Source organism: Streptomyces sp. NPDC056734, from assembly GCF_042790455.1.
Lineage (GTDB): Bacteria > Actinomycetota > Actinomycetes > Streptomycetales > Streptomycetaceae > Streptomyces.
In genome coordinates, this window is the sequence record NZ_JBHTZD010000016.1 from 36,013 (window position 1) to 55,027 (window position 19,015).

The following is a 19,015-nucleotide window of genomic DNA, read 5'->3' on the forward strand; positions in this document are numbered from 1 at the left end:
GGTCCGCCGTCCGGCATCGGGCTCGGCGCCTTGGCGCGGTCCTGGGTCCGGCCCCCGGGGCTGACCTGGCCAGGCCCGGTCCCCGACCCTGACGGTGGCCGGTGCGTGGCTTCCTGGGCACCGGTGATGAGGCCGCCATCTGGGGTCGGGCGCCTGGCCGGATCGGGCTGGGTGAGGTGAGGGGCGGTATCGAGTCGGTGCGTCCGGCGGCCTGGTGAGGGTCCGCCGTCCGGCATCGGGCTCGGCGCCTTGGCGCGGTCCTGGGTCCGGCCCCGGGACGGCCTGGGCCAGGCCCGGACCCCGACTCTGACGGACGGTTGGGTGCGTCGTCTCGCGGGGCGCCGGTGATGAGGCCACCATCTCCGGTGCGGCGTCTGGCCGGTCGGTGGCCGGGGCGGCTTGGGTGAGGTGATCCGGGTCGGTCCGGGGGAGGTGAGGGGGCCGTATCGGCACGGCGTGTCCGCCAACCCGGTGATCGGCCGCCGATCCGCCTGCTCAGGCAGGCACCCGTCCCTTCAGCCCCGCCCGCACCTCGATCGCCCCCCGATCCGCCTGAGCCATGGCGCCCCCCGCATCGGCCCGCCGACCCGGTGATCGCCCGCCGATCCACCCGCCCCCGCACCCACCCCGCGTCAGCCCGCACCCACCCCCGTTCCCCACAGCCTGGCGTGGAAGCATGTGGCACGTGGTGACCCCGGCGTATTGCGGGTGCGACTGAATACAATGTATACGTTAGTCATGCTGTCATCCGGTGGCTCTGTCGAGGAGCGTCCAGGGATCCACAATCAGGCCGAGGTCGCCTACCGACGGCTGCGGGAGCGGCTCGTCGAAGGGCACTACCGGCCCGGCGACCGGCTGACCGAACTGGGCCTGTGCAAGGACCTGGACATGAGCCGGACCCCGGTCCGTGAGGCGCTGCGCCGGCTCCAGAGTGACGGGCTGGTCGCCTCGACCGGCCGGGGCGTGGTGGTCAGCTCCCTGACCCCGCAGGAGATGCTGCACGCCATGCAGCTCCAGGGCGCCCTGGACGCACTGGCCGCCAAGCTCGCGGCCACCGCCCAGCGCGACGGACGGCTCTCCCCGGCCCAGTTGAGCGACCTGGAGTCGGCGGCACACGCCGTCGAGGAGCGTGCCGAGGCGGGAGACGCGACCGGCGCCTGGCACGCCAACCTGGCGTTCCACATGCTGCTCGCCCGGCTGGCCGGAAACCCCTTGCTCACGGACGCGCTGGACCGGATCTGGGCGCGGTTCGCCGTCGGCAGTCTGGCCAACATCAACCGCCGTACCGATCTCACCCCGCGCGACCACGACGCGATCCTCGCCGCCATCCTCGCCGGGGACCCGGAGCGGGCCGAGACGGCGGCGGCCGAGCATGTGCACCAGGCCGTGGTGATGTACAGCCACGAGCACTCCAATACCTGATCAGTCCATGACTCCAGTACTCCATCAAGTGATCGCCTGAGTCGCTGTCGGCGGCGCGGGATCCAAGGGGGCGGCCCAGCCGCCCCCTTCGGCGTTTCGCCGCCTCCGGTCCCTCTCCACCGGCGCCCCGAAAACACCCCCCGCCGCAGCCGACATCACGGCCTTGAAAGAGGCGGCAACCGGGTTACCCGGCGGTAGAAGATTTCACTCCACATCCTCTGCACGATGTCTTGCCGACCCTTCATGTGCAATGTATACATTGCACATGAAGGCGAGGGGCCCCGCAGCCCCAGCCGACTGGGGCACCACCAGCGCCCCCGGAGAACTCCGAAGTGCCAGGGACAGGCCCTCACCGGAGAACGCCGGACCAGACCGACGCGCCGCCATGCCGGACGTCGCCGCCCCCACCCCACCGGGGCTGAGCCGCTCACCCATGCACGGAGCGAGGGGCTGTCCCAGCACACCATCAGAACCTGTCACCGACTGAAGGTGGGTCTCATGCCAGGAATCGGCCGACGCGGACGGCGCTACGCCGCCCTCGGCACCGCTGCACTCCTGATGGCCACCGCCGCCGCGTGCGGCTCGGGCTCCGGCTCGACCAACGGCCCCATCACCATCGGCATCTCACTGCCGCTGTCCGGCCCCGTCGCCGACGCCTCCCAACCCGCCTACGAAGGCTACAAAGTCTGGGTCGAGCAGATCAACGCCGAAGGCGGACTGCTGGGCCGCCAGGTGGAACTCAAGGTCCTGGACGACGGATTCGACCAGAACACCGTCGTCAGCAACTACAACCGGCTGATCAGCCAGGACCGGGTCGACCTGCTGCTCGGTACCTTCTCCTCCAAACTCAACCTGCCCGCGTCCTCCGTCGCCGAGCGCAACAAGATGCTCTACGTCGAACCCTCCGGCGGCGCCGAGGAGATCTTCACCCGCGGCTACGAATACCTCTTCTTCGCCCAGCCCAGCACCTCCCTCGACCTGCCCGAGCAGTTCGTCAACTACATCGCCTCACTCCCGGCCGACCAGCGGCCCAGGACCGCCGCCTACCCGACCCAGGACGACCCCAACACCGATGTCACCATCGAGGAGTTCCGCGAGCGGCTGACCGAGCTGGGTGTCGAGTCGGTCTACAACGAGAAGTACGCCCCCGAGACGGTCAACTTCGACCCGATCGCCAGCGCCATCGCCCGCGAGAACCCCGAGCTGGTCGTGCACGGCGCGGTCGCCGCCAACGACGGCGCCGGACTGGTCAAGGCGCTCCAGAAGCAGGACTTCAGCCCGGACATGATGTTCCAGACCAATGCGCCCAGCCTGGTCGGCTCCTACCCGCAGGCCGTCGGCGAGGCCAACACCGAGGGCATCTTCACCACCACCGCGTGGAGCCCCAAGTCCACCTACCCGGGCAACGCCGAGTTCGTGAAGGCGTACACCGACTCCTACGGCTCCCCGCCCACCGACGACGCCGCCAACGCGTACACCGCGGCCCAGGTGCTGGGCGAGGCCGTCGAGCAGGTCGGCAGCCTCGACCAGACCGCGCTCGCCGACTGGCTGCACTCCCACCCCGTCTCCACCATCGTCGGCAGCCTGCGCTGGGACGAGCGCGGGGTGCCCGAGGGCGACATGCTGCTCGCCCAGTGGCAGCGGGGCAACCTGGAGTTCATCCTCCCCGAGGGTCAGCAGACCGTGCCCGAGGCGGTCAACCCCAAGCCGGGGTGGTCGTAGTGTCGATGTTCTTTCAAGCGCTCATTCTCGGGCTCTTGATCGGCGGGGTGTACTCGCTGGCCGCCTCCGGCATGAACCTCGTCTTCGGGGTCATGCGGGTGGTCAACATCGCCCAGGGCAGCATGCTCATCCTGAGCGCCTACCTCACCTACTCGCTCTGGGAGGCCACCGGCATCGACCCGCTGCTGCTGACCGTCATCACCACACCGTGTCTGTTCGTCGTCGGCTGGGTCACCTACTACATCTTCATCGAGCGCTCCCGCACCACCGACCCGTCCATGGCCCTGGTCACCACCTTCGGCCTCGCCCTCATGGTCAAGGGTGTCATCGCCCTGATCTGGGGCAACGAACCGCACTCGGTGACCCCCGGCTACGCCAACGAGTCCTTCAGCGTGCTCGGGATGCGCCTCCCGCAGGCCCAGGTGTACTCCTGGCTGGTCGCCGCCGTCGTCCTGGCCGGCCTGTATCTGCTGCTGCGCCGCACCTGGATGGGACGCTCCATCCAGGCCGCCGCCGCCAGCGCCGAAGGGGCCCGCCTCATCGGCATCGACGTCCGCTCCACCTGGGCCGCCGCCTACGCCATCGGCGTGGCGGCGGCCGGGGCCGGCGGCTCCCTGCTGAGCGTGCTCTACCCCTTCATGCCCAGCTCCTCCGACCACTGGATCGGCCTGACCCTGGCGATCATCGTGCTCGGCGGCATGGGCAGCCTGCCCGGCAGCGTCCTCGGCGCGCTCGTCATCGCCGTCGCCGAGTCGCTGACCTCCACCTATGTCTCGCCCGACTGGGCCGTGGCGGTGCCCTACATTGCGATCATCGTCGTGCTCGCCGCCCGCCCCCAGGGCCTGCTCGGGACACGACTGCGAGAGGACATGAGCCGCGCATGAGCATCACCCGACTGCGGGCCGCGGGCATCGGAGCCGGTGCCGTCGCGCTGGCCCTCTTCCCGGTCCTGTCCGACAATGCCTACTGGCAGAACATGGCCATCATGGCGTTCCTGCTGGCCATCATGGCCTCCGGCTGGAACATCATCTCCGGCTACGCCGGCTACATCTCGCTCGGCCAGAGCGCGTTCCTCGGCCTCGGCGCCTACACCACCGCCCTGCTGTCCATCCACACCGGTGTCTCCCCGCTCATCGCCGCCCCCGCCGGAGGAGTCGTCGCCGCCCTCGCGGCCATGCTGCTCGGCCTCGTCGGGCGGCGCACCCGGGGCGCCGCCTTCGTGATCATCAGCTTCGCGTTCCTGGAGTTCACGGCCCTGCTGACGTCCAACTGGTCGTCCCTGACCAACGGCAACCACGGACTCAACCTGCCGCTGCCCGACTGGGACCGGGCCTTCCTCAACTGGCCCTTCTACTACTACCTGCTGGTCCTCCTCGGCCTGACCGTGCTCGGCTCCTGGGCCATCCGCCGCTCCAGGTTCGGCATCGGCCTCATGGCCATCCGCGACGACGAGTCCAAGGCCGACGGCATCGGGGTGCGCACCGACCGCTACAAGATGTTCGCCTTCGCCGCGAGCGCCTTCCCCATCGGCATCGCGGGCGGTGTCTACGCCTACTACATCGCCTTCCTCGAACCGGCGTCGATGTTCGACATCGTCATCGCCATGCAGATCGTGCTCGCCGCACACCTGGGCGGTGTCGGCACCCTGTGGGGCCCGGTCCTCGGCGCCTTCATGCTGGAACCGCTCAACCAGTTCACCAACCAGAGCCTGAGCGGCCCCGACGCCGGTTCCTGGCGCCTGATCATCTACGGCGCCCTGCTCGCCGCCATCGTGCTGTTCTTCCCGCGCGGAGTCCTCACCGAGGGCGTCGACTGGCTGGCCCGGCTGCGCCGCACCGGCCCGCAGGCCCTGGCCGGGGCCCGGCTCAGCACGGCCGCCGTCGAACTGCCGCCCAAGGCGCTCACCCAGCACACCGCGCGCCCCGCGCACCCCTCGTCCACCGGCCCGGCGCCCGTCGACGACACCCTGCTGCGGGTCGAAGGACTCAGCAAGTCGTTCGGCGGCGTCCGAGCGGTCGACGACTGCTCGTTCACCGTGCGACGCGGCACCATCACCGGGCTGATCGGGCCCAACGGCTCCGGCAAGACCACCGTCTTCAACCTCCTCGACGGCAGCCTCGCCGCCGACAGCGGCACCATCCACCTCGGCGGGCGCCGCCTCGACGGCACCCCCCGCTGGCAGCGCGCCCACCACGGCCTCGCCCGCACCTTCCAGGCGACCAGGATCTTCCCGCACCTGACCGCGCTGGAGAACCTCGCCGTGCCCAGCCGCACCTTCTCCACCGGACAGCTCGCCGACTCAGCCATCAGCGGCAGGACAGCGGCACGCGCCCGGGAATGGCTGGAGTTCGTCGGCATGGCCGAGTACGCGGACCACCAGGCGGGCGACCTCTCCTTCGGCCAGCAGAAGCTGATCGAACTCGCCCAGGCCCTGATGCTGGAGCCCGAGGTACTGCTTCTCGACGAACCGGCCGCCGGCATCAACCCGACCCTCATCGAGCGGCTCGCCGAGATCATCCGGAAGCTCAACGCCGCCGGGACCACCGTCGTGATCGTCGAGCACAACATGCCGCTCGTGCTGTCCCTGTGCGACCAGATCCATGTCCTCGCCCAAGGACATGTCATCGCCGGCGGCCCGCCCCGGCAGATCGAGCAGGACCCGGCCGTGCTGGAGGCCTACCTCGGCGACCACACACCGGCCGCGGCGAGCACCACCACCGCTACGGGAGTTGACGCATGATCACCCTGACCGGCCTGGTCGCCGGCTACGGAAAGGCGGGCGACATCCTGCGGGGCGTCGACCTCACCGCCCCCACCGCCGCCATCACCTGCATCGTCGGCCCCAACGGGGCGGGCAAGTCCACCGTGCTCAAGGTGTGCAGCGGACTGCTCGAACCGCGCGCCGGACAGGTGCACATCGGCGGCGACGAGATCAGTGGCCGCAGCCCCGGCGACATCCTGCGCCAGGGCGTCGTCCAGGTGCCCCAGCACCATGGACTGTTCCCCACCATGACCGTCCGCGAGAACGTCATGCTCGGCGCCTACACCCGGCGCCGCGAGAAGGAACGCAACCGCCGCCGCTACCAGGAGATCACCGAGGTCTTCCCGCTGGTCGCCGAACGCGCGGGCGACAAGGCCGCCTCCCTGTCCGGCGGCCAGCGCCGCACGGTGGAGTTCGCCCGCGCCCTCATGCTCAGCCCCAAGGTGGTCCTCCTGGACGAGCCCACCCTGGGCCTGGACCCCAAGGCATGCGCCCAACTCGGCGCGTCCATCCGGGCGTTGAAGGACTCCGACGTCACCGTACTGATGGTCGAGCAGAACGTACGGTTCGGGCTCACCCTCGCCGAACACGCCGTCGTGATGGAGAGCGGCCGGGTACTGCACACCGGAGACGCCAAGGCCCTGCTCGCCGACCCGGACATGGCCCGGCTGTTCTTCGGCGCCGCCCCCCAGCACAGCGAGCCGTCATGACCGCGCCCCCGCGGGTCGGCCCGGCCGGTGCGAGCCCGCTCACCCTGCCCGTCGCACGGCGCCTGAGCGCGGCCGGACACCGGCTCACCGCCTGTGTCCCCTCCTGCGCCGACGCCACCCACCTGGAGGAGACGGGCATCCGCCGCGGCAACGCCGGACACGACGTCTCCCAACTGGCCCGTGCCTACGACCACGAGGCCGCCGCCTGACCGGGCGGGCGAACCCCTCGACGCCACCCACGACCGGGAGACGGCCCGACCCCGCCGGGCACCCCCAAGCGCCGCGGCCGACAGCCCCGTACCACCGCACCACCACCGTACTCACCCCCCCGAGGTCGGCCCCCGCCATGGGCCGGTCCGCCACCCCCAGCCGCCCCGACGGAGACCAGTCGCCGTGACCCACAGCCACCTCATCCCCCTCCAGGACATCCCGGCCTCCGGTGCGCGCGCCGCGCACAGTCTGCGCGTGGGCGAGCTGGAACTCCTCGCGATCCCGCAACTGGCCTACGACGTCCCCGGCACCCCCGCCCACATCAACGGCGGCGACAGCGGGACCGAACTGCTGCTGCTGCGCCGTGAGGGCGACCGCTTCACCCCCTGGGGCACCCTGCCCGCCCCCGGCGGCGAGGACGCCGAATCCTTCACCATCGGCGACCGCACCTTCCTCGCCGTCGCCGGCATCCGTACCGGCGCCGGGCCCTACGACTACCAGGTGCCCTCCGTCGTCCACGAGTGGACCGGCAGCGGCTTCACACCCTTCCAGTCGTTCGACGGCTTCGCCGCCAAGCAGTGGCGCCACTTCACCGTCGACGGCCGCCACTTCCTCGCCCTCGCCCAGGGCGTCGCCCTGCCCCACACCAAGGACATCAACCGGCCCTCCGCCCTCTACACCTGGGACGGCACCCGCTTCACCCACTTCCAGGACATCGACTCCCGGTGGGGCTACAACTGGCACCCGTTCACCACCGGCGGCCACTTCTTCCTCGCGCACGCCGACCACGCCGCCCCGAGCGTGCTGCACCGCTGGGACGGCACCCGCTTCGTCGCCCACCAGGACCTCGCCCCGACCGGAGGCCGCGCCTTCACCACCTTCCAGGACCCCGGCGGGGACGACACCTACCTCGTCGTCGCCCGTATCGACGGGCCGTCCCGGGTACTGCGCCGGGACGCCGCCACCGGCACCTTCACCGAGCACCAGTCGCTCGACGGACCCGGCGGCCGGGAACTCGCCCTCGTCCGCACCGACCGGGCGCTCTACCTGATCCGGGTCAACTTCATCCACGGCACCCCCGCCGACCCCACCGCGGCCCTGATGTCCCAGATCTACCGCTGGGACAAGGACCACCTCGAACTCGTCGAGGAGTTCCCCACCACCGGCGGCACCGATCTGGAGGTCCTCCCGAGCGCCGAGGGCCCCCTCGTAGTCCAGAGCAACGCCCTCAGCCCCGACCTGAGATTTTCCGCCCACGTACGCGTCTACCGCTTCACGGACCGATGACCCGCCCCGCGTTCCCGGTGACCACCACCCCGGCAGCCCACGGCGTGGCCAAGGAGAGATGACATGTCCGACCACGAGAGCCCCGAGCTAGTCGATCTGTTCACGGCGTACACCGCCGGCCCCGACTCCATCGGCGCCCATCTGCGCGCCTGCGCGGCCCGGGGACGCTCCCGCGACCCCCTGCTCGTCGTCACCGGGGCCGACATGGCGCTGTACCCCGGCGACGGCACCCCGCCCACCGTGCTGCCGTACCGGCTGACCAACCGGGGCTTCAAGGAACTGGCCGCCGTGTCCCACCTCGGCACCGCCCTCTCCTCCCTCGCCGAGCTGTACCACCGTGAACCCGACGGCGTCTGGCGCCAGGACGCCGAACTGCTGCTGCGCCGCACCCGGCGGGCCCGCGCCGCCAACAGCGCCGCCCTGTGGCGTGACCGTATCGACGCGGCGGCCCTGCGCGGGCGCGAGGAGTCCGTCGCGGCCATGGTCGACTACGCGTGCGCGATCACCGAACGCTATCTGCTGCGCGCCCTGGCCGAACCCGCCCGCTACTTCAACCACGAGACCCTGCGGGACACCTACCTGGACGACGGTCACCCCGAGACACCGGTCTCCTTCAACCGGATCATGGTCGCCACGTTCTTCCTCGTCGGGCTCGACACCTCGTACCGGCTCATCAGCTGGCTCGACGAGCGGGGCATCGACTGGGCCCGTGCCATGGTCGTCGTCGTGGGCCAGATCGGCCGCCCCACGGCCGGGGTCACCTGGCGCACCAACAGTGTCGCCGGGATGGTGCTCGCCGCCTCCCGGGGCAAACTCCCGCTCAGCCACCTCTACATCGCCCCGCACGCCGCCGGTTTCGCCACCCCCGTGGACGGCGATCTGCGCGAGGTCAGGGCCGTGGAGGAACAGCTTCGCCAACTGTGGGCGGGCACCCGTGTCACCGTCGAACTCGGCGGCGCCATGTTCGACGGCTACCCCGCCTTCGACCCCGGCGACGAGACCACCGGCCCCCACCCGGTCACCGGCCCCGGTACCGTCACCCGTCCCGACACAATCACCGGTCCCGGTACAGTCACCGGCACCGGTGCCGGTGCCCTCGTCACCGAACAGCCGGTCATCCGGGCCGTCGACGACTGGCTGTCCCTGGTCACCCGGCTCCGTCTGGTGATGGAGGACCCCCGCCAGTTGCTCTCCGGCGCCGTCACCGACTACGCCGCCCAGCAGCTCATCGCCCATGACAACAACCCGTCGGCCGTCGTGGTCCCCGGCCTCGACAACGAGCCCTACCCCGCCTTCGGCACCGCGTCCGCGGCGGCCTGACCCGCAGGAGACCCGACGATGGCCCACCCCCCGCACCCCGGATTCCTCGATCGCCTGCACGCGGGCGACCCCACCCTGATGCTGATCGTGCGCACCGCGCGGACCGCCGACACCCTCCACATCGCCGCCTCCACCGGGCACCACGGCGTCATGCTGGACCTCGAACACTCCACCATGTCCACCGACACCGCCGCCCAGTTGTGCGCCCTCGCCGGCAGCCTCGGACTGACCGCACTGGTCCGGGTCCCGGAACGCGAGTACGGCATGATCGGCCGGCTGCTCGACGGCGGCGCCCACGGGATCGTCGCCCCGCGCATCGAGACCGTAGAGCAGGCCCGCCAGATCGTCGGCGCCTGCCGCTTCCCGCCCCGAGGCCGGCGCTCCCAGACCGGCATGGTCCCCCAACTGGGCATGCGGCCCACCCCGGCGGCCACCATGAACCCCGCCGTCGACGCCGGCACGATCGTGCAGATCCTCCTGGAAACCCCCGCCGGGATCGCGAACGCCGACGCCATCGCCGCCCTCGACGGGGTGGACATGCTGGCCCTCGGCGCCAATGACTTCACCGCCGAACTGGGCATCCCGGGCCAGTACGGCGACCCGCGCGTCCGCGACGCCGTGGCACGGCTCACCGACGCCTGCCGACGGCACGGCAAGCTCATGGTCCTCGGCGGCATCGGCGACCAGAAGCTGATGGACGCACTCGTACCGCTGGGGGTGTGCCCGCTGCGGATGACCGGCACCGACACCGCGCTGCTCCACGAAGCCGCCGCTGCCCATGCCCGCCGGGCCCTGGACGCCTTCGGCCCCGCCCAGCCGTAGGCCCCCGCCCCGCCCACCCCTCCGTACAGAGAGAGCCGTCATGACCGCCGACCTGCCCCGGCCCACCCCCATGCGGGCCGCCGAGACCCTCACCGAGCCGGTGTTCGAGATGCCGCCGGACAGCTGCGACACCCACTTCCATGTCTTCGAACCCGGCTACCCGGTCGGCCCGGCACCGCTGTACCAGTTCCCCGACGGCACCCTCCAGCAGTACCTCACCGCGATGGAACGGCTCGGCATCACCCGCATGGTGCTGGTCCAGCCCACCTACTACGGCGATGACAACAGCCTGCTCGTGGACGTCCTCAAGTCGGTCGGCCCGCGCTGCCGGGGAGTGGTGCGCATCGCGGACGACACCTCCGACGCCGAACTGGACACCTACCACCGCCTCGGCGTGCGCGCGATCCGCCTCGACCTGTTCGCCCGCGCCGGCTGGCCGCTCGCCGACCTCATCGCCTACATCCGCGCGATGGCCGACCGGGCCCGGCCACGCGGCTGGCACCTCCAGTTCTACACACCCGGCACCGTCGTACGCGACCTGCTGCCCTTCTTCGCGGACTTCGAGGACACCTATGTCATCGACCACATGGGATACATGAAGGAGTCCGACGGCCTGACCCCCGACGACCACGCGAAGCTCATCCGCGTTCTGGACCACGGCAGTTGCTACCTCAAGCTGTCCGGCGCCTATCGCGTCGCCGGGAACCGGCCACTGTCCTCGGTCGCCCCCCTCGGTCGAGCCCTGGTCGCCGCCCGCCCCGACCGCCTGGTGTGGGGCTCCGACTGGCCCCATCTCACGGACGGCGCACGGGACACGGGGGAGTACCTCAACCTGCTCGCCGACTGGGCCCCCGACGCGGCCGACCGCCACCAGATCCTGGTCGACGCACCCGCCCGGCTCTTCTACACCGACTGAGCCGCCCCGCGCGGCCCTGATGCCAGAACGGGCGATGTGGTTGGCTCGGCCCCCGTATCTCAGGAAACTCTCATCCGCATTCCATGGCGAAACCATGTGGTCGTCACAGTAAGGTCAAAGCCATCTGGGGGAGGGTGAGGCTTCAGACAACCGGGGGGTCGAGGGAGGCAGGACATGACGGTGGTGGGTCCGCAGGTGCGCCGGGTGGCGCGTGGGGTGAAGCGGCGGATACGGAGATGGTCCGCGCCGCCGGTGCCCGAGTCGGCCCACCGGCTGGTACCGGACCCGGTGTTCGTCCTGTCGTCCGTACGCTCCGGCTCCACCCTGCTGCGGGTGCTGCTCAACAGCCACCCGCAGATCCGCGCCCCGCACGAGATGCATCTGCGCACCCTGTCGATCGACCTGACCAAGCCCTACACCGTCAAGGCGATGAAGCAACTCAGCCTCGACGAGCGGGAGCTGGAGTATCTGCTGTGGGACCGGATCATGCACCGGGAACTGCTGCGCAGCGGCAAGCGGGTCATGGTCGACAAGACACCGGGCAACGCGGGCGTGTGGGAGCGCCTGCACGAGGGCTGGCCCAAGGCCCGCTACATCTTCCTGCTGCGCCACCCGGCCTCCATGGTCAGCTCGCTGATCAACAACCGGCCGGACCGCGATCTGAACGCCACCGTCCGTGAGGTGCGCGGATACGTCGAGGGTGTCGAGGCCGCCCGCAACGCGCTGCCCGGCCTCACGGTCCGCTACGAGGACCTGACCGAGCGCCCCGAGGACGTCACCCGCCAGATCTGCGCCCACCTCGGCGTCCCCTGGACCGCCAGGATGCTGGACTACCGCAAGGGCGACCACGGTCCGTTCGTGCCGTTCATCGGCGACTGGAGCGAGAACATCAAGTCCGGGAAGATCCAGAAGGCCCGGCCGCTGCCCGAGGCGGAGGATGTCCCCGCCCCGCTGCGCGAGATCACGCGTGCCTGGGGGTATCCATGTTGACCGACCCGCACGACCCCAGCTGCCGATGTACGTGCCCCGGAGCCACCGTCTGGGTGACCGGCCCGTCCGTCGCCGACCGCCGCGCCACAGCCTGCGCCCTCGCCGATCTCCTGACGGCCGACGGCAGGCGGGCCGAGATCATCGACCGTCCTTTCGCCGCTGAGTCCGGCGAGTCCGCCCCTCGCGCGGCCCTCGAACGCACCGGCCTGCTGGCCGAGGTGCTGGCCCGCAACGGCATCGTCGCCATCGCCCCGTGCGCCGCGGACAGCCCACCCGCCCCGGTCCGGGCCCGCCACGAGGCGAGCGGCACCCGCTACATCGAGATACCTGTCTTCGCAGGCGCCCACCCGTCCGACATCGCGCACACGGCGTACGGACTGCTCGTGCGCCGCGGTGACCGGATGCCCGCCCCCGGCCGGGGGCGGGAGCAGCCGGTGGGGTCCGGGGCGTGACGCCCGGGACCGCGCGGCACGGAGTCACACATCCCGCGTTCTGACCCTCGGGGTCCTGCGGCCTGGGGCCCGGCCGTCCAGGAATGCCGGACGACATGCGCGAGCCGCGCGACGACACGTATCCGTGTCCGTCGCGCGGCGCCTGCGTCCGGCCCCTGCGTCCTGCCCCGGCGGGCCGGTCAGCCGCGTGGGTGTCCCGGCCCGCCCTCCGACGACGGCGGTACCTGAGATCCCTGGGGACCCTGCGGTCCCTGGGGAGTGACGGTCTCGCCCTGGATCAGCCGGGGTTCCGGCGCCGGCTCGTCGTCCTTCATCGCCCGGCCCTCCGCCTTGAGGATCCGGGCCGACTTGCCCGCCGAACGGGCGAGTTCGGGACCCTTCTTCACGGCGATGACGACGGCGATGACGATCAGGACGATCGCCAGCTCACTCAGTCCGAACATATCGACCCCACTCCGTGTCAGACGTTGACGCCGAAGTCGGCGGCGATGCCCGAGAGACCGGAGGCATAGCCCTGACCCACGGCCCGGAACTTCCACTCGGCGCCATTGCGGTACAGCTCGCCGAAGACCATCGCGGTCTCGGTGGCGGCATCCTCGGACAGGTCGTACCGGGCGATCTCGGCACCGCCCGCCTGGTTCACCACGCGGATGAACGCGCCCCGCACCTGACCGAAGCTCTGGCCGCGGTTCTCGGCGTCGTGGATCGACACCGGGAACACGATCCGGTCGATCTCGACGGGCACGGCGGCGAGGTCGACCTTGACCACCTCGTCGTCGCCCTCGCCCTCACCCGTGAGGTTGTCACCGGTGTGCTCGACCGAGCCGTCCGGGCTGGTGAGGTTGTTGTAGAAGATGAAGTGCCGGTCGGAGAGCACCTTGCCCGCGGTGTCCAGGAGCAGCGCCGAGGCGTCGAGGTCGTAATCGGCGCCGGTCGTGGTGCGCACGTCCCAGCCGAGGCCCACCAGGACCGCGGTCAGGCCGGGCGCCTCCTTCGTGAGCGATACGTTGCCGCCCTTGGACAGGGAAACCCCCACAGTCATCCTCCTAGTTCAAGCTGTTCGACTGAGTCACAGCACTACCTGCGACTCTACAACACTGTAGAAGTAGAGTGGCGTGCCCGGAGCACCCTGTGTCCTTACGATGGACCGCTTGCGAAGGGCAAGGCAGCGGAAGGGAGACAGGACGTGACAGATCACCAGCGGCCCCGGCGCCGGGGGCAGGGCGAGCTGGAGGCACAGGTCCTCTCCGCCCTGTGCGAGGCGGACGGGCCCGCGACGGCCGGCTGGGTCCAGGAGCGGCTCGGCGGCGACCTCGCCTACACCACGGTGATCACCATCCTGACCCGGCTGCTGGACAAGAAAGCGGTGACCCGTCGGCGCGAGGGACGGTCCTTCGCCTGGACGCCCGCCTCCGACGAGGCCGGACTCGCCGCCCGCCGGATGCGCAAGGTGCTGGACGCCGAGCGGAACCGACAGGCGGTCCTCGCCAGCTTCGTCACCGCCCTGGAACCCGAGGACGAACGCCTGCTGCGCGACCTCCTCGACAGAGCCAAGGACGAGGACGACGAGGCCGACGACGGCGAGGACGACGCCGAGGGCGAAGGGGAACACTGAATCCGCGATGGGGATCTTCGTCTTCCTCCCACTGCTGCTGCCGCTCACGGCCTGGCCGATCGCCCGGCTGGCCGAACAGCATCTGCACCCGCGCGTCGCCACCCGGCTGCTGACCGCCGTCGCGGGCGTGATGGCCCTGTGCAGCACGGTGTGCCTCGCGCTGCTGATGGTCGTCGGCACCGCGCAACTGCCCGGCAACCCCCTGCCGGACGGCTGGTCCGACCCCGAGGTGCGCGCGGCGGTGCCGTACGACGAGGTGGCGGGCCGCGTCGCCATCCCCGCGCTGCTGGTGGTGGCCGCCGCGTGCGCCCGTACGCTCTGGCGGCACCGCCGGGTGCGCAGGCGCTCCCACCGGGCGCTGGCCGGGCTGCCGGACACCGAGGTCGCCGTCCTGCCCGACGCCACGCCCTACGCGTACGCCCTGCCCGGCCGGGGCGCCCGGGACCGGATCGTCGTCACGACCGCGCTGCTGCACGGCCTCGGGCCCGCCGAACGCCGGGCCCTGTTCGCCCATGAGCGCGCCCATCTGACCGCCGGTCACCACCGGTTCCTGCTGACCGCCCAGCTCGCGGCGCGCGCCAATCCGTTTCTGCGCCCGCTGCGCACCGCCGTGTCGTACACCACCGAACGCTGGGCGGACGAAGAGGCGGCCCGTACGGTCGGTGACCGCCGGGCCGTGGCCCGCGCCATCGGCAAGGCGGCCCTGGTGTCCCGGGGGACCCCCCTGCCCACCCTCGCGGGCCTCGCCGCGCCCGGCCCGGTGCCGCGCCGGGTCGCCGCCCTGCTCGGCACCGCGCCGCCCGCACCGCGCACCTGGCCGTCGCTGTTCACCGGGGTCGGCGCCGCCGCGTGGACGGCCGCCGCGGGGACGGCCGTGTCCGCGATGGCGTCCGCGAACTCGGCCGTGACCCTGGTCGTCATCCTGCACGCGGCGACCCCGCTGTAGCGCCCGGCGCAGGCGCTCACTCCTCCTCGTCGTCCCCCTCGAAGAAGTCACCCACCTCGTCCACGACCTCGGCCGCGACCATGCCCCCGACGACCCCGACCGCGAGCCCGGCCGCGCCTGCGGCGACGACGGTCCCCACCCCGGGACCGGAGCGATGCCCCTCCGAGTCATGGGAGCCGTGAGAGCCGTGGGTGTCGTGAGAGCCGTGGGCGTCGTGGTGCTCGTGGTACCCGTGGCCGCCCTGATGGCCGTACGCCGCCCGGTGCTCCACCAGCTGCCGCACCCAGCCGTCGACCTCGGCGTTCCAGTCACGGACGTCGTGGTGCCCGACGGTGAAGCGGGTGATCGTGTCGTGTCCCCCGGAGAACAGCCCGCCGCGCTTGTCGGCCTCCAGGACCACCTCCAGGCCGCCGGGCGAGGCGAGGAAGGTCAGCTCGATCTCGTTGACCTGGTGGGCGTAGCGCGGGGCCGGGCTCAGCTCGATCTCCTGGTAGAACGGCAGCTGCTGGCCCGTGCCGCCGATCCGGCCGTATTCCAGGTCGGCCGTCCGGAAGCCGAACCCGAGCTGGCCGAGCGCCTCCAGGATCGCCTCCTGCACGGGCAGCGGGCCCACGGTGAGCTGATCGAGGTCGCCCTTGTCCTTGGCGCCCGCCACGGCCAGCTCGGTCCGCACCCCCAGGATCACACCCAGCGGCTGGCCGTACAGCTCGTTGACCGGCGTCTCCCAGGGCAGCGTCAGACGGAACGGTGTGCTCAGTTCCTGCCCGGCCGCCAGCCGGAAGCCGCCGCCCACGGTGAACCGGTCGAAGACGACGGTCCCCTCGCTCTCCCCGTCCTCGTGCTCGGCCTCGACCCGGGCCACCAGCTCCAGGCCGATCTCCTCGATCTCGAAGTCGGCGTCCCCGCCCTTGAGCCGGACCTCGCCCACCAGGGCACCGCCCGGCACCGCCGGACCCCCCTCCAGGACCGTGTCCACCGTGGGCCCACCCACACCGAGCGAACCGAGCAGCCGTTTGAACACCATCGCGGCGTCCACTCCTTTACGTGCATCCATGTACGTGCGTCTGTGTGCGTGCGTACATCACGCGGGACCTCCCGGCAGCTCCGGGCTGTCCTCTACAAGCGAGTAGAAGTTTAGGGCGACGGTGGCCGGGTCAGGGCGGCGCGGCGGGCCGGACCCGGGGAATGTCCGAAACCCGACGCGCACCATGCCCTGGCGGCGGGGGTCGGGATCAGCGGGAGGTCAGCCGGATGACCGGATACTGCCGCTCGGACTTGCTCTGGTACTTGCCGATCCGTGGCTGGGCCTCGGTGATGCGCTGCCACGCCTGCTCCCGCTCGGTGCCGTCCAGGGGGCGCGGGGTGACCGGCAGGGCGGCGCGGCCGGGCAGTTCGATCGACGCCCGGTCGGGGTGCGCGAGCAGGTTGTCGTGCCAGTCCGGATGCCGGGTGCCGCCGCCCGAGGCCACCACCAGCCAGGCGTCCTCGCCGTCGGCCCACCACGCCACGGGTGTCTCGCGGGGTTCCTGGCTTCTGCTGCCGACGGTGTTCAGGATCAGTACGTCCATGCCCATGAACGCGCCCTTGCCGCGCCGGATCTTGCGCATCAGCCGGGCGTTCGCCCTGTGCTGCATCCACCGGGAGAACGCCCCGGGCGTTCCCGGCCTGCGCTTCGCCGCCTGCTGCTGGGCCATCGGGCCACCTCCGTCGGTCGTCCTGCCGGTCATGGACCTAACCGTAGGAGCGGTGCGCCGGGGACGCTTCTCGAATCCTGACGGGTCCCGGTGATCATGACCTACGACGGGGAGCTGCGACCGGGTGACGTGGCGATCCGCTTCCGGATGCTCGGGCCGCTCGACCGCGCTGGACTGGACGTGGTGATCGAGGTGCGGTCCAAGTACGTCGAGAGCAGGGCGGCCGACCGTCAGGAACGGGTGGACCGGCTGCATACGAGCATCAGCACCACCGTCGCCCTCGGCGATTTCGGCGTCTGTCTGTCACTGCCGGTGGCCGCCTGGGCGCAGGGGGACGACTGAACGGTGACCTGGGTGGCGTGGGGCCTCGGCGGCGTCAGTGGGGCATGCCGCCGTCGAACCACAGTGTCGAGCCGGTGACGTAGCCCGCGTCCTCGCCGAGCAGGAACCCGATCGCCGCCGCCACCTCACCCGGCTGGGCGAGCGCCTTGATCAGCTGGGCCCCGTCGACGGCCCGGGCGAGCAGGCGTTCGCCCTCCTCGCCGGGCGGCATCGTGCTGCGCGGCATGGCGGTGTCCACGGCGCCGGGCGCGATGGCACACACCCGTACCCCGCGCGCGGCCCACTCGACGGCGAGCGCCTTGGTCATGAACAGGTTCGCCGCCTTGCTGGCCCCGTAGATGCCCAGCCCGGGGGTCATCCGCCCGGCACTGCTGGAACTCACGTTCACGATCACCGCCCGTTCCGCCAGATGCGGCAGGATCGCGCGGGACATCACCAGAACGCCGCCCACGTTGATCCGCATCAGGCGTTCGAGATCGGCCAGTGTGCAGTCGGTCAGCGGCCGGGCCAGGATGACGCCCGCGACATTGGCCAGGCCGTGGAACAGGCCGCCCCATTCGGCGGCCTACCGGCCCATGATCTCGGCGGCCCCGGCCTCGACCGAGGGGACGGCCATGGCGGCATCGGTGAGCCAGTCCGTGTCCGCCCCCGGCCGTCCGGCGTCGAGGATCTCGGTCACCACGACCCGCACCTGCTCGTTCAGAGTCGTTCAGCAGGATCCCGTCACTGCTGCTGAACACCAGCGGTGTGCGGCCGACCTGGCGGATCTCCTGGATGTGGGTACGGTCGTGGGCTCGGCGGCACGCCGCGCGGAAGGCGAGCTGTTCCAGCAGCGCGGTGTCGGCGAACTCCCAGAACGTGGTGATCACACCGTCCTGGACCTCGAACAACTGGGCGTAGGTGGGGACGTAGTCCAGGGTGTCGTCGCCGGAGCGGGCCCGCACCTCGCTCATCGCTCGGACAGGCGGCGCGTCCACCGCGAAGATCGTGTAGCGGGAGGGGCCTTCACGGTCGCGGGATCGAGCCGTCCGTGGCGCGCGAGATCACCAAGCAGATCATGACGGAGCGGCTCCCCGAGGGGACCAAGCTACCCACCGAGCGCGAGATGCTGGAGACCTACCAGGTCGGTCGCAGCACGCTCCGTGAGGCGCTGCGGCTGCTGGAGAGCCGGGGCGTGCTCACCGTACGCCCCGGCCGCGACGGCGGACCGGTCGTCCGCCGCCCGCGCCCCTCGGACCTGGGGGAAGCGCTCACCCTGCTGATGCAGTTCGAGGGCGTGCCCTTCGTCGAGGTCTTCGCGGCCCGGCAGGCGCTCGAACCCATCCTCGCCCGCATGGCCGCGCAGAACATGGACGACGAGACCCTGACGGCGATGGCCGGGTCCATCGAGCGGATGGCCGCCGACCTCGACGACCGGCAGCTGTTCCGCGAGGAGAACTTCAAGTTCCATGAGCTGGTCGCCTCGGCGGCCCGCAGTCCCGTCCTTGAGCTGTTCTCCGCGGCGGTCGAATCGGTCGCCGACGGGCTGGCCTTCGGCGTGGTCGCCGCGGACTTCACCCATGGCCATCGCGCCCTGGCTCTTGAGGCCCACCGCAATCTCCTCAAGGCGTTCCGCGCCCGCGATCCGGAGGCCGCCGAGGACTCCATGCGGGTGCACCTGGAGGAGGCCCGCGCCTCCTGGATGGCCGCGTACCGCGAACTGTCCCGCCAGCCTGTGCAGTGGTCGTCGGTGGCGGCACCCGGGATGCGTACGGATCGCTGACGGGGGTGTGGCCGCGCGTGGCGGATGTGCGTCGGCGGTTGCCG

21 protein-coding genes are annotated in these 19,015 nt (G+C 71.3%); 16 read left to right on the plus strand and 5 right to left on the minus strand.

All coding sequences use genetic code 11. The annotated features are described in order from the left end of the window. Positions 1 to 738 precede the first annotated feature (738 nt). From ACFRFC_RS24095 to ACFRFC_RS24150, 12 genes are all read left to right on the plus strand, one after another. Positions 739 to 1,422, plus strand: coding sequence for a GntR family transcriptional regulator (locus ACFRFC_RS24095; RefSeq protein ID WP_382692382.1), 684 nt, complete (start codon positions 739 to 741; stop codon positions 1,420 to 1,422). Between the two features lie 498 nt (positions 1,423 to 1,920). Beyond that, a complete protein-coding gene (locus ACFRFC_RS24100; protein WP_382692381.1) occupies positions 1,921 to 3,144 on the plus strand; it encodes an amino acid ABC transporter substrate-binding protein in 1,224 nt (407 codons plus the stop codon). A gap of 35 nt (positions 3,145 to 3,179) precedes the next feature. Next, complete coding sequence (locus ACFRFC_RS24105) at positions 3,180 to 4,028, plus strand: branched-chain amino acid ABC transporter permease (protein WP_382692380.1); 849 nt, start codon at positions 3,180 to 3,182, stop codon at positions 4,026 to 4,028. Continuing rightward, positions 4,025 to 5,884, plus strand: coding sequence for an ATP-binding cassette domain-containing protein (locus ACFRFC_RS24110; protein WP_382692379.1), 1,860 nt, complete (start codon positions 4,025 to 4,027; stop codon positions 5,882 to 5,884). The genes ACFRFC_RS24105 and ACFRFC_RS24110 overlap by 4 nt, the downstream gene beginning before the upstream one ends. After that, complete coding sequence (locus tag ACFRFC_RS24115) at positions 5,881 to 6,615, plus strand: ABC transporter ATP-binding protein (protein WP_382692378.1); 735 nt, start codon at positions 5,881 to 5,883, stop codon at positions 6,613 to 6,615. The genes ACFRFC_RS24110 and ACFRFC_RS24115 overlap by 4 nt, the downstream gene beginning before the upstream one ends. Beyond that, complete coding sequence (locus ACFRFC_RS24120) at positions 6,612 to 6,824, plus strand: hypothetical protein (protein ID WP_382692377.1); 213 nt, start codon at positions 6,612 to 6,614, stop codon at positions 6,822 to 6,824. The genes ACFRFC_RS24115 and ACFRFC_RS24120 overlap by 4 nt, the downstream gene beginning before the upstream one ends. 184 nt (positions 6,825 to 7,008) lie before the next feature. Beyond that, positions 7,009 to 8,112: a hypothetical protein gene (locus ACFRFC_RS24125; protein WP_382692376.1), complete on the plus strand. Its 1,104-nt coding sequence runs from the start codon at positions 7,009 to 7,011 to the stop codon at positions 8,110 to 8,112. Between the two features lie 63 nt (positions 8,113 to 8,175). Then, positions 8,176 to 9,432: a DUF5624 domain-containing protein gene (locus tag ACFRFC_RS24130; protein ID WP_382692375.1), complete on the plus strand. Its 1,257-nt coding sequence runs from the start codon at positions 8,176 to 8,178 to the stop codon at positions 9,430 to 9,432. 18 nt (positions 9,433 to 9,450) lie between these two features. Continuing rightward, positions 9,451 to 10,254 (plus strand): HpcH/HpaI aldolase/citrate lyase family protein, encoded by an 804-nt coding sequence (locus ACFRFC_RS24135; protein WP_382692374.1) that lies wholly within the window; start codon positions 9,451 to 9,453, stop codon positions 10,252 to 10,254. A gap of 40 nt (positions 10,255 to 10,294) precedes the next feature. Beyond that, positions 10,295 to 11,170, plus strand: coding sequence for an amidohydrolase family protein (locus tag ACFRFC_RS24140; protein ID WP_382692373.1), 876 nt, complete (start codon positions 10,295 to 10,297; stop codon positions 11,168 to 11,170). Between the two features lie 174 nt (positions 11,171 to 11,344). Beyond that, the gene (locus ACFRFC_RS24145; protein ID WP_382692372.1) at positions 11,345 to 12,160 is read left to right on the plus strand and encodes a sulfotransferase family protein; all 816 of its coding nucleotides are present in this window, start codon (positions 11,345 to 11,347) and stop codon (positions 12,158 to 12,160) included. A 53-nt stretch (positions 12,161 to 12,213) separates the two neighbouring features. After that, positions 12,214 to 12,612, plus strand: coding sequence for a hypothetical protein (locus ACFRFC_RS24150; protein WP_382692371.1), 399 nt, complete (start codon positions 12,214 to 12,216; stop codon positions 12,610 to 12,612). A 179-nt stretch (positions 12,613 to 12,791) separates the two neighbouring features. Here the strand turns inward: ACFRFC_RS24150 and ACFRFC_RS24155 are convergent, their stop codons facing one another. Both ACFRFC_RS24155 and ACFRFC_RS24160 read right to left on the minus strand, forming a co-directional pair. After that, positions 12,792 to 13,055 carry a twin-arginine translocase TatA/TatE family subunit gene (locus tag ACFRFC_RS24155; RefSeq protein WP_382692370.1) on the minus strand — a complete coding sequence of 88 codons (264 nt, stop codon included), beginning with the start codon at positions 13,053 to 13,055 and terminating at the stop codon, positions 12,792 to 12,794. A 17-nt stretch (positions 13,056 to 13,072) separates the two neighbouring features. Beyond that, on the minus strand, positions 13,073 to 13,648 hold the full coding sequence (locus tag ACFRFC_RS24160; protein ID WP_382692414.1) for a TerD family protein: 576 nt from the start codon (positions 13,646 to 13,648) through the stop codon (positions 13,073 to 13,075). 150 nt (positions 13,649 to 13,798) lie between these two features. Here ACFRFC_RS24160 and ACFRFC_RS24165 point away from each other — a divergent pair, with 150 nt between their 5' ends. Next, entirely contained in the window at positions 13,799 to 14,227 is a 429-nt protein-coding gene (locus ACFRFC_RS24165) for a BlaI/MecI/CopY family transcriptional regulator (protein WP_382692369.1), read from the plus strand. A 7-nt stretch (positions 14,228 to 14,234) separates the two neighbouring features. Next, entirely contained in the window at positions 14,235 to 15,173 is a 939-nt protein-coding gene (locus ACFRFC_RS24170; RefSeq protein WP_382692368.1) for a M56 family metallopeptidase, read from the plus strand. Between the two features lie 16 nt (positions 15,174 to 15,189). Here ACFRFC_RS24170 and ACFRFC_RS24175 read toward each other — a convergent pair whose 3' ends face one another. Together ACFRFC_RS24175 and ACFRFC_RS24180 are read right to left on the minus strand one after the other, a co-directional pair. Beyond that, on the minus strand, positions 15,190 to 16,197 hold the full coding sequence (locus ACFRFC_RS24175; protein ID WP_382692367.1) for a sporulation protein: 1,008 nt from the start codon (positions 16,195 to 16,197) through the stop codon (positions 15,190 to 15,192). 208 nt (positions 16,198 to 16,405) lie between these two features. Further along, positions 16,406 to 16,900: a nitroreductase family deazaflavin-dependent oxidoreductase gene (locus ACFRFC_RS24180; RefSeq protein WP_382692366.1), complete on the minus strand. Its 495-nt coding sequence runs from the start codon at positions 16,898 to 16,900 to the stop codon at positions 16,406 to 16,408. A gap of 63 nt (positions 16,901 to 16,963) precedes the next feature. Between ACFRFC_RS24180 and ACFRFC_RS24185 the strand changes: the two genes are divergently transcribed. After that, a complete protein-coding gene (locus ACFRFC_RS24185; RefSeq protein ID WP_382692365.1) occupies positions 16,964 to 17,209 on the plus strand; it encodes a hypothetical protein in 246 nt (81 codons plus the stop codon). 34 nt (positions 17,210 to 17,243) lie between these two features. Here ACFRFC_RS24185 and ACFRFC_RS24190 read toward each other — a convergent pair whose 3' ends face one another. Then, on the minus strand, positions 17,244 to 17,756 hold the full coding sequence (locus ACFRFC_RS24190; protein ID WP_382692413.1) for an SDR family NAD(P)-dependent oxidoreductase: 513 nt from the start codon (positions 17,754 to 17,756) through the stop codon (positions 17,244 to 17,246). 483 nt (positions 17,757 to 18,239) lie between these two features. Here ACFRFC_RS24190 and ACFRFC_RS24195 point away from each other — a divergent pair, with 483 nt between their 5' ends. Next, positions 18,240 to 18,971, plus strand: a complete 732-nt coding sequence (locus tag ACFRFC_RS24195; RefSeq protein WP_382692364.1) for a FadR/GntR family transcriptional regulator — start codon at positions 18,240 to 18,242, stop codon at positions 18,969 to 18,971. Positions 18,972 to 19,015: the final 44 nt, after the last annotated feature.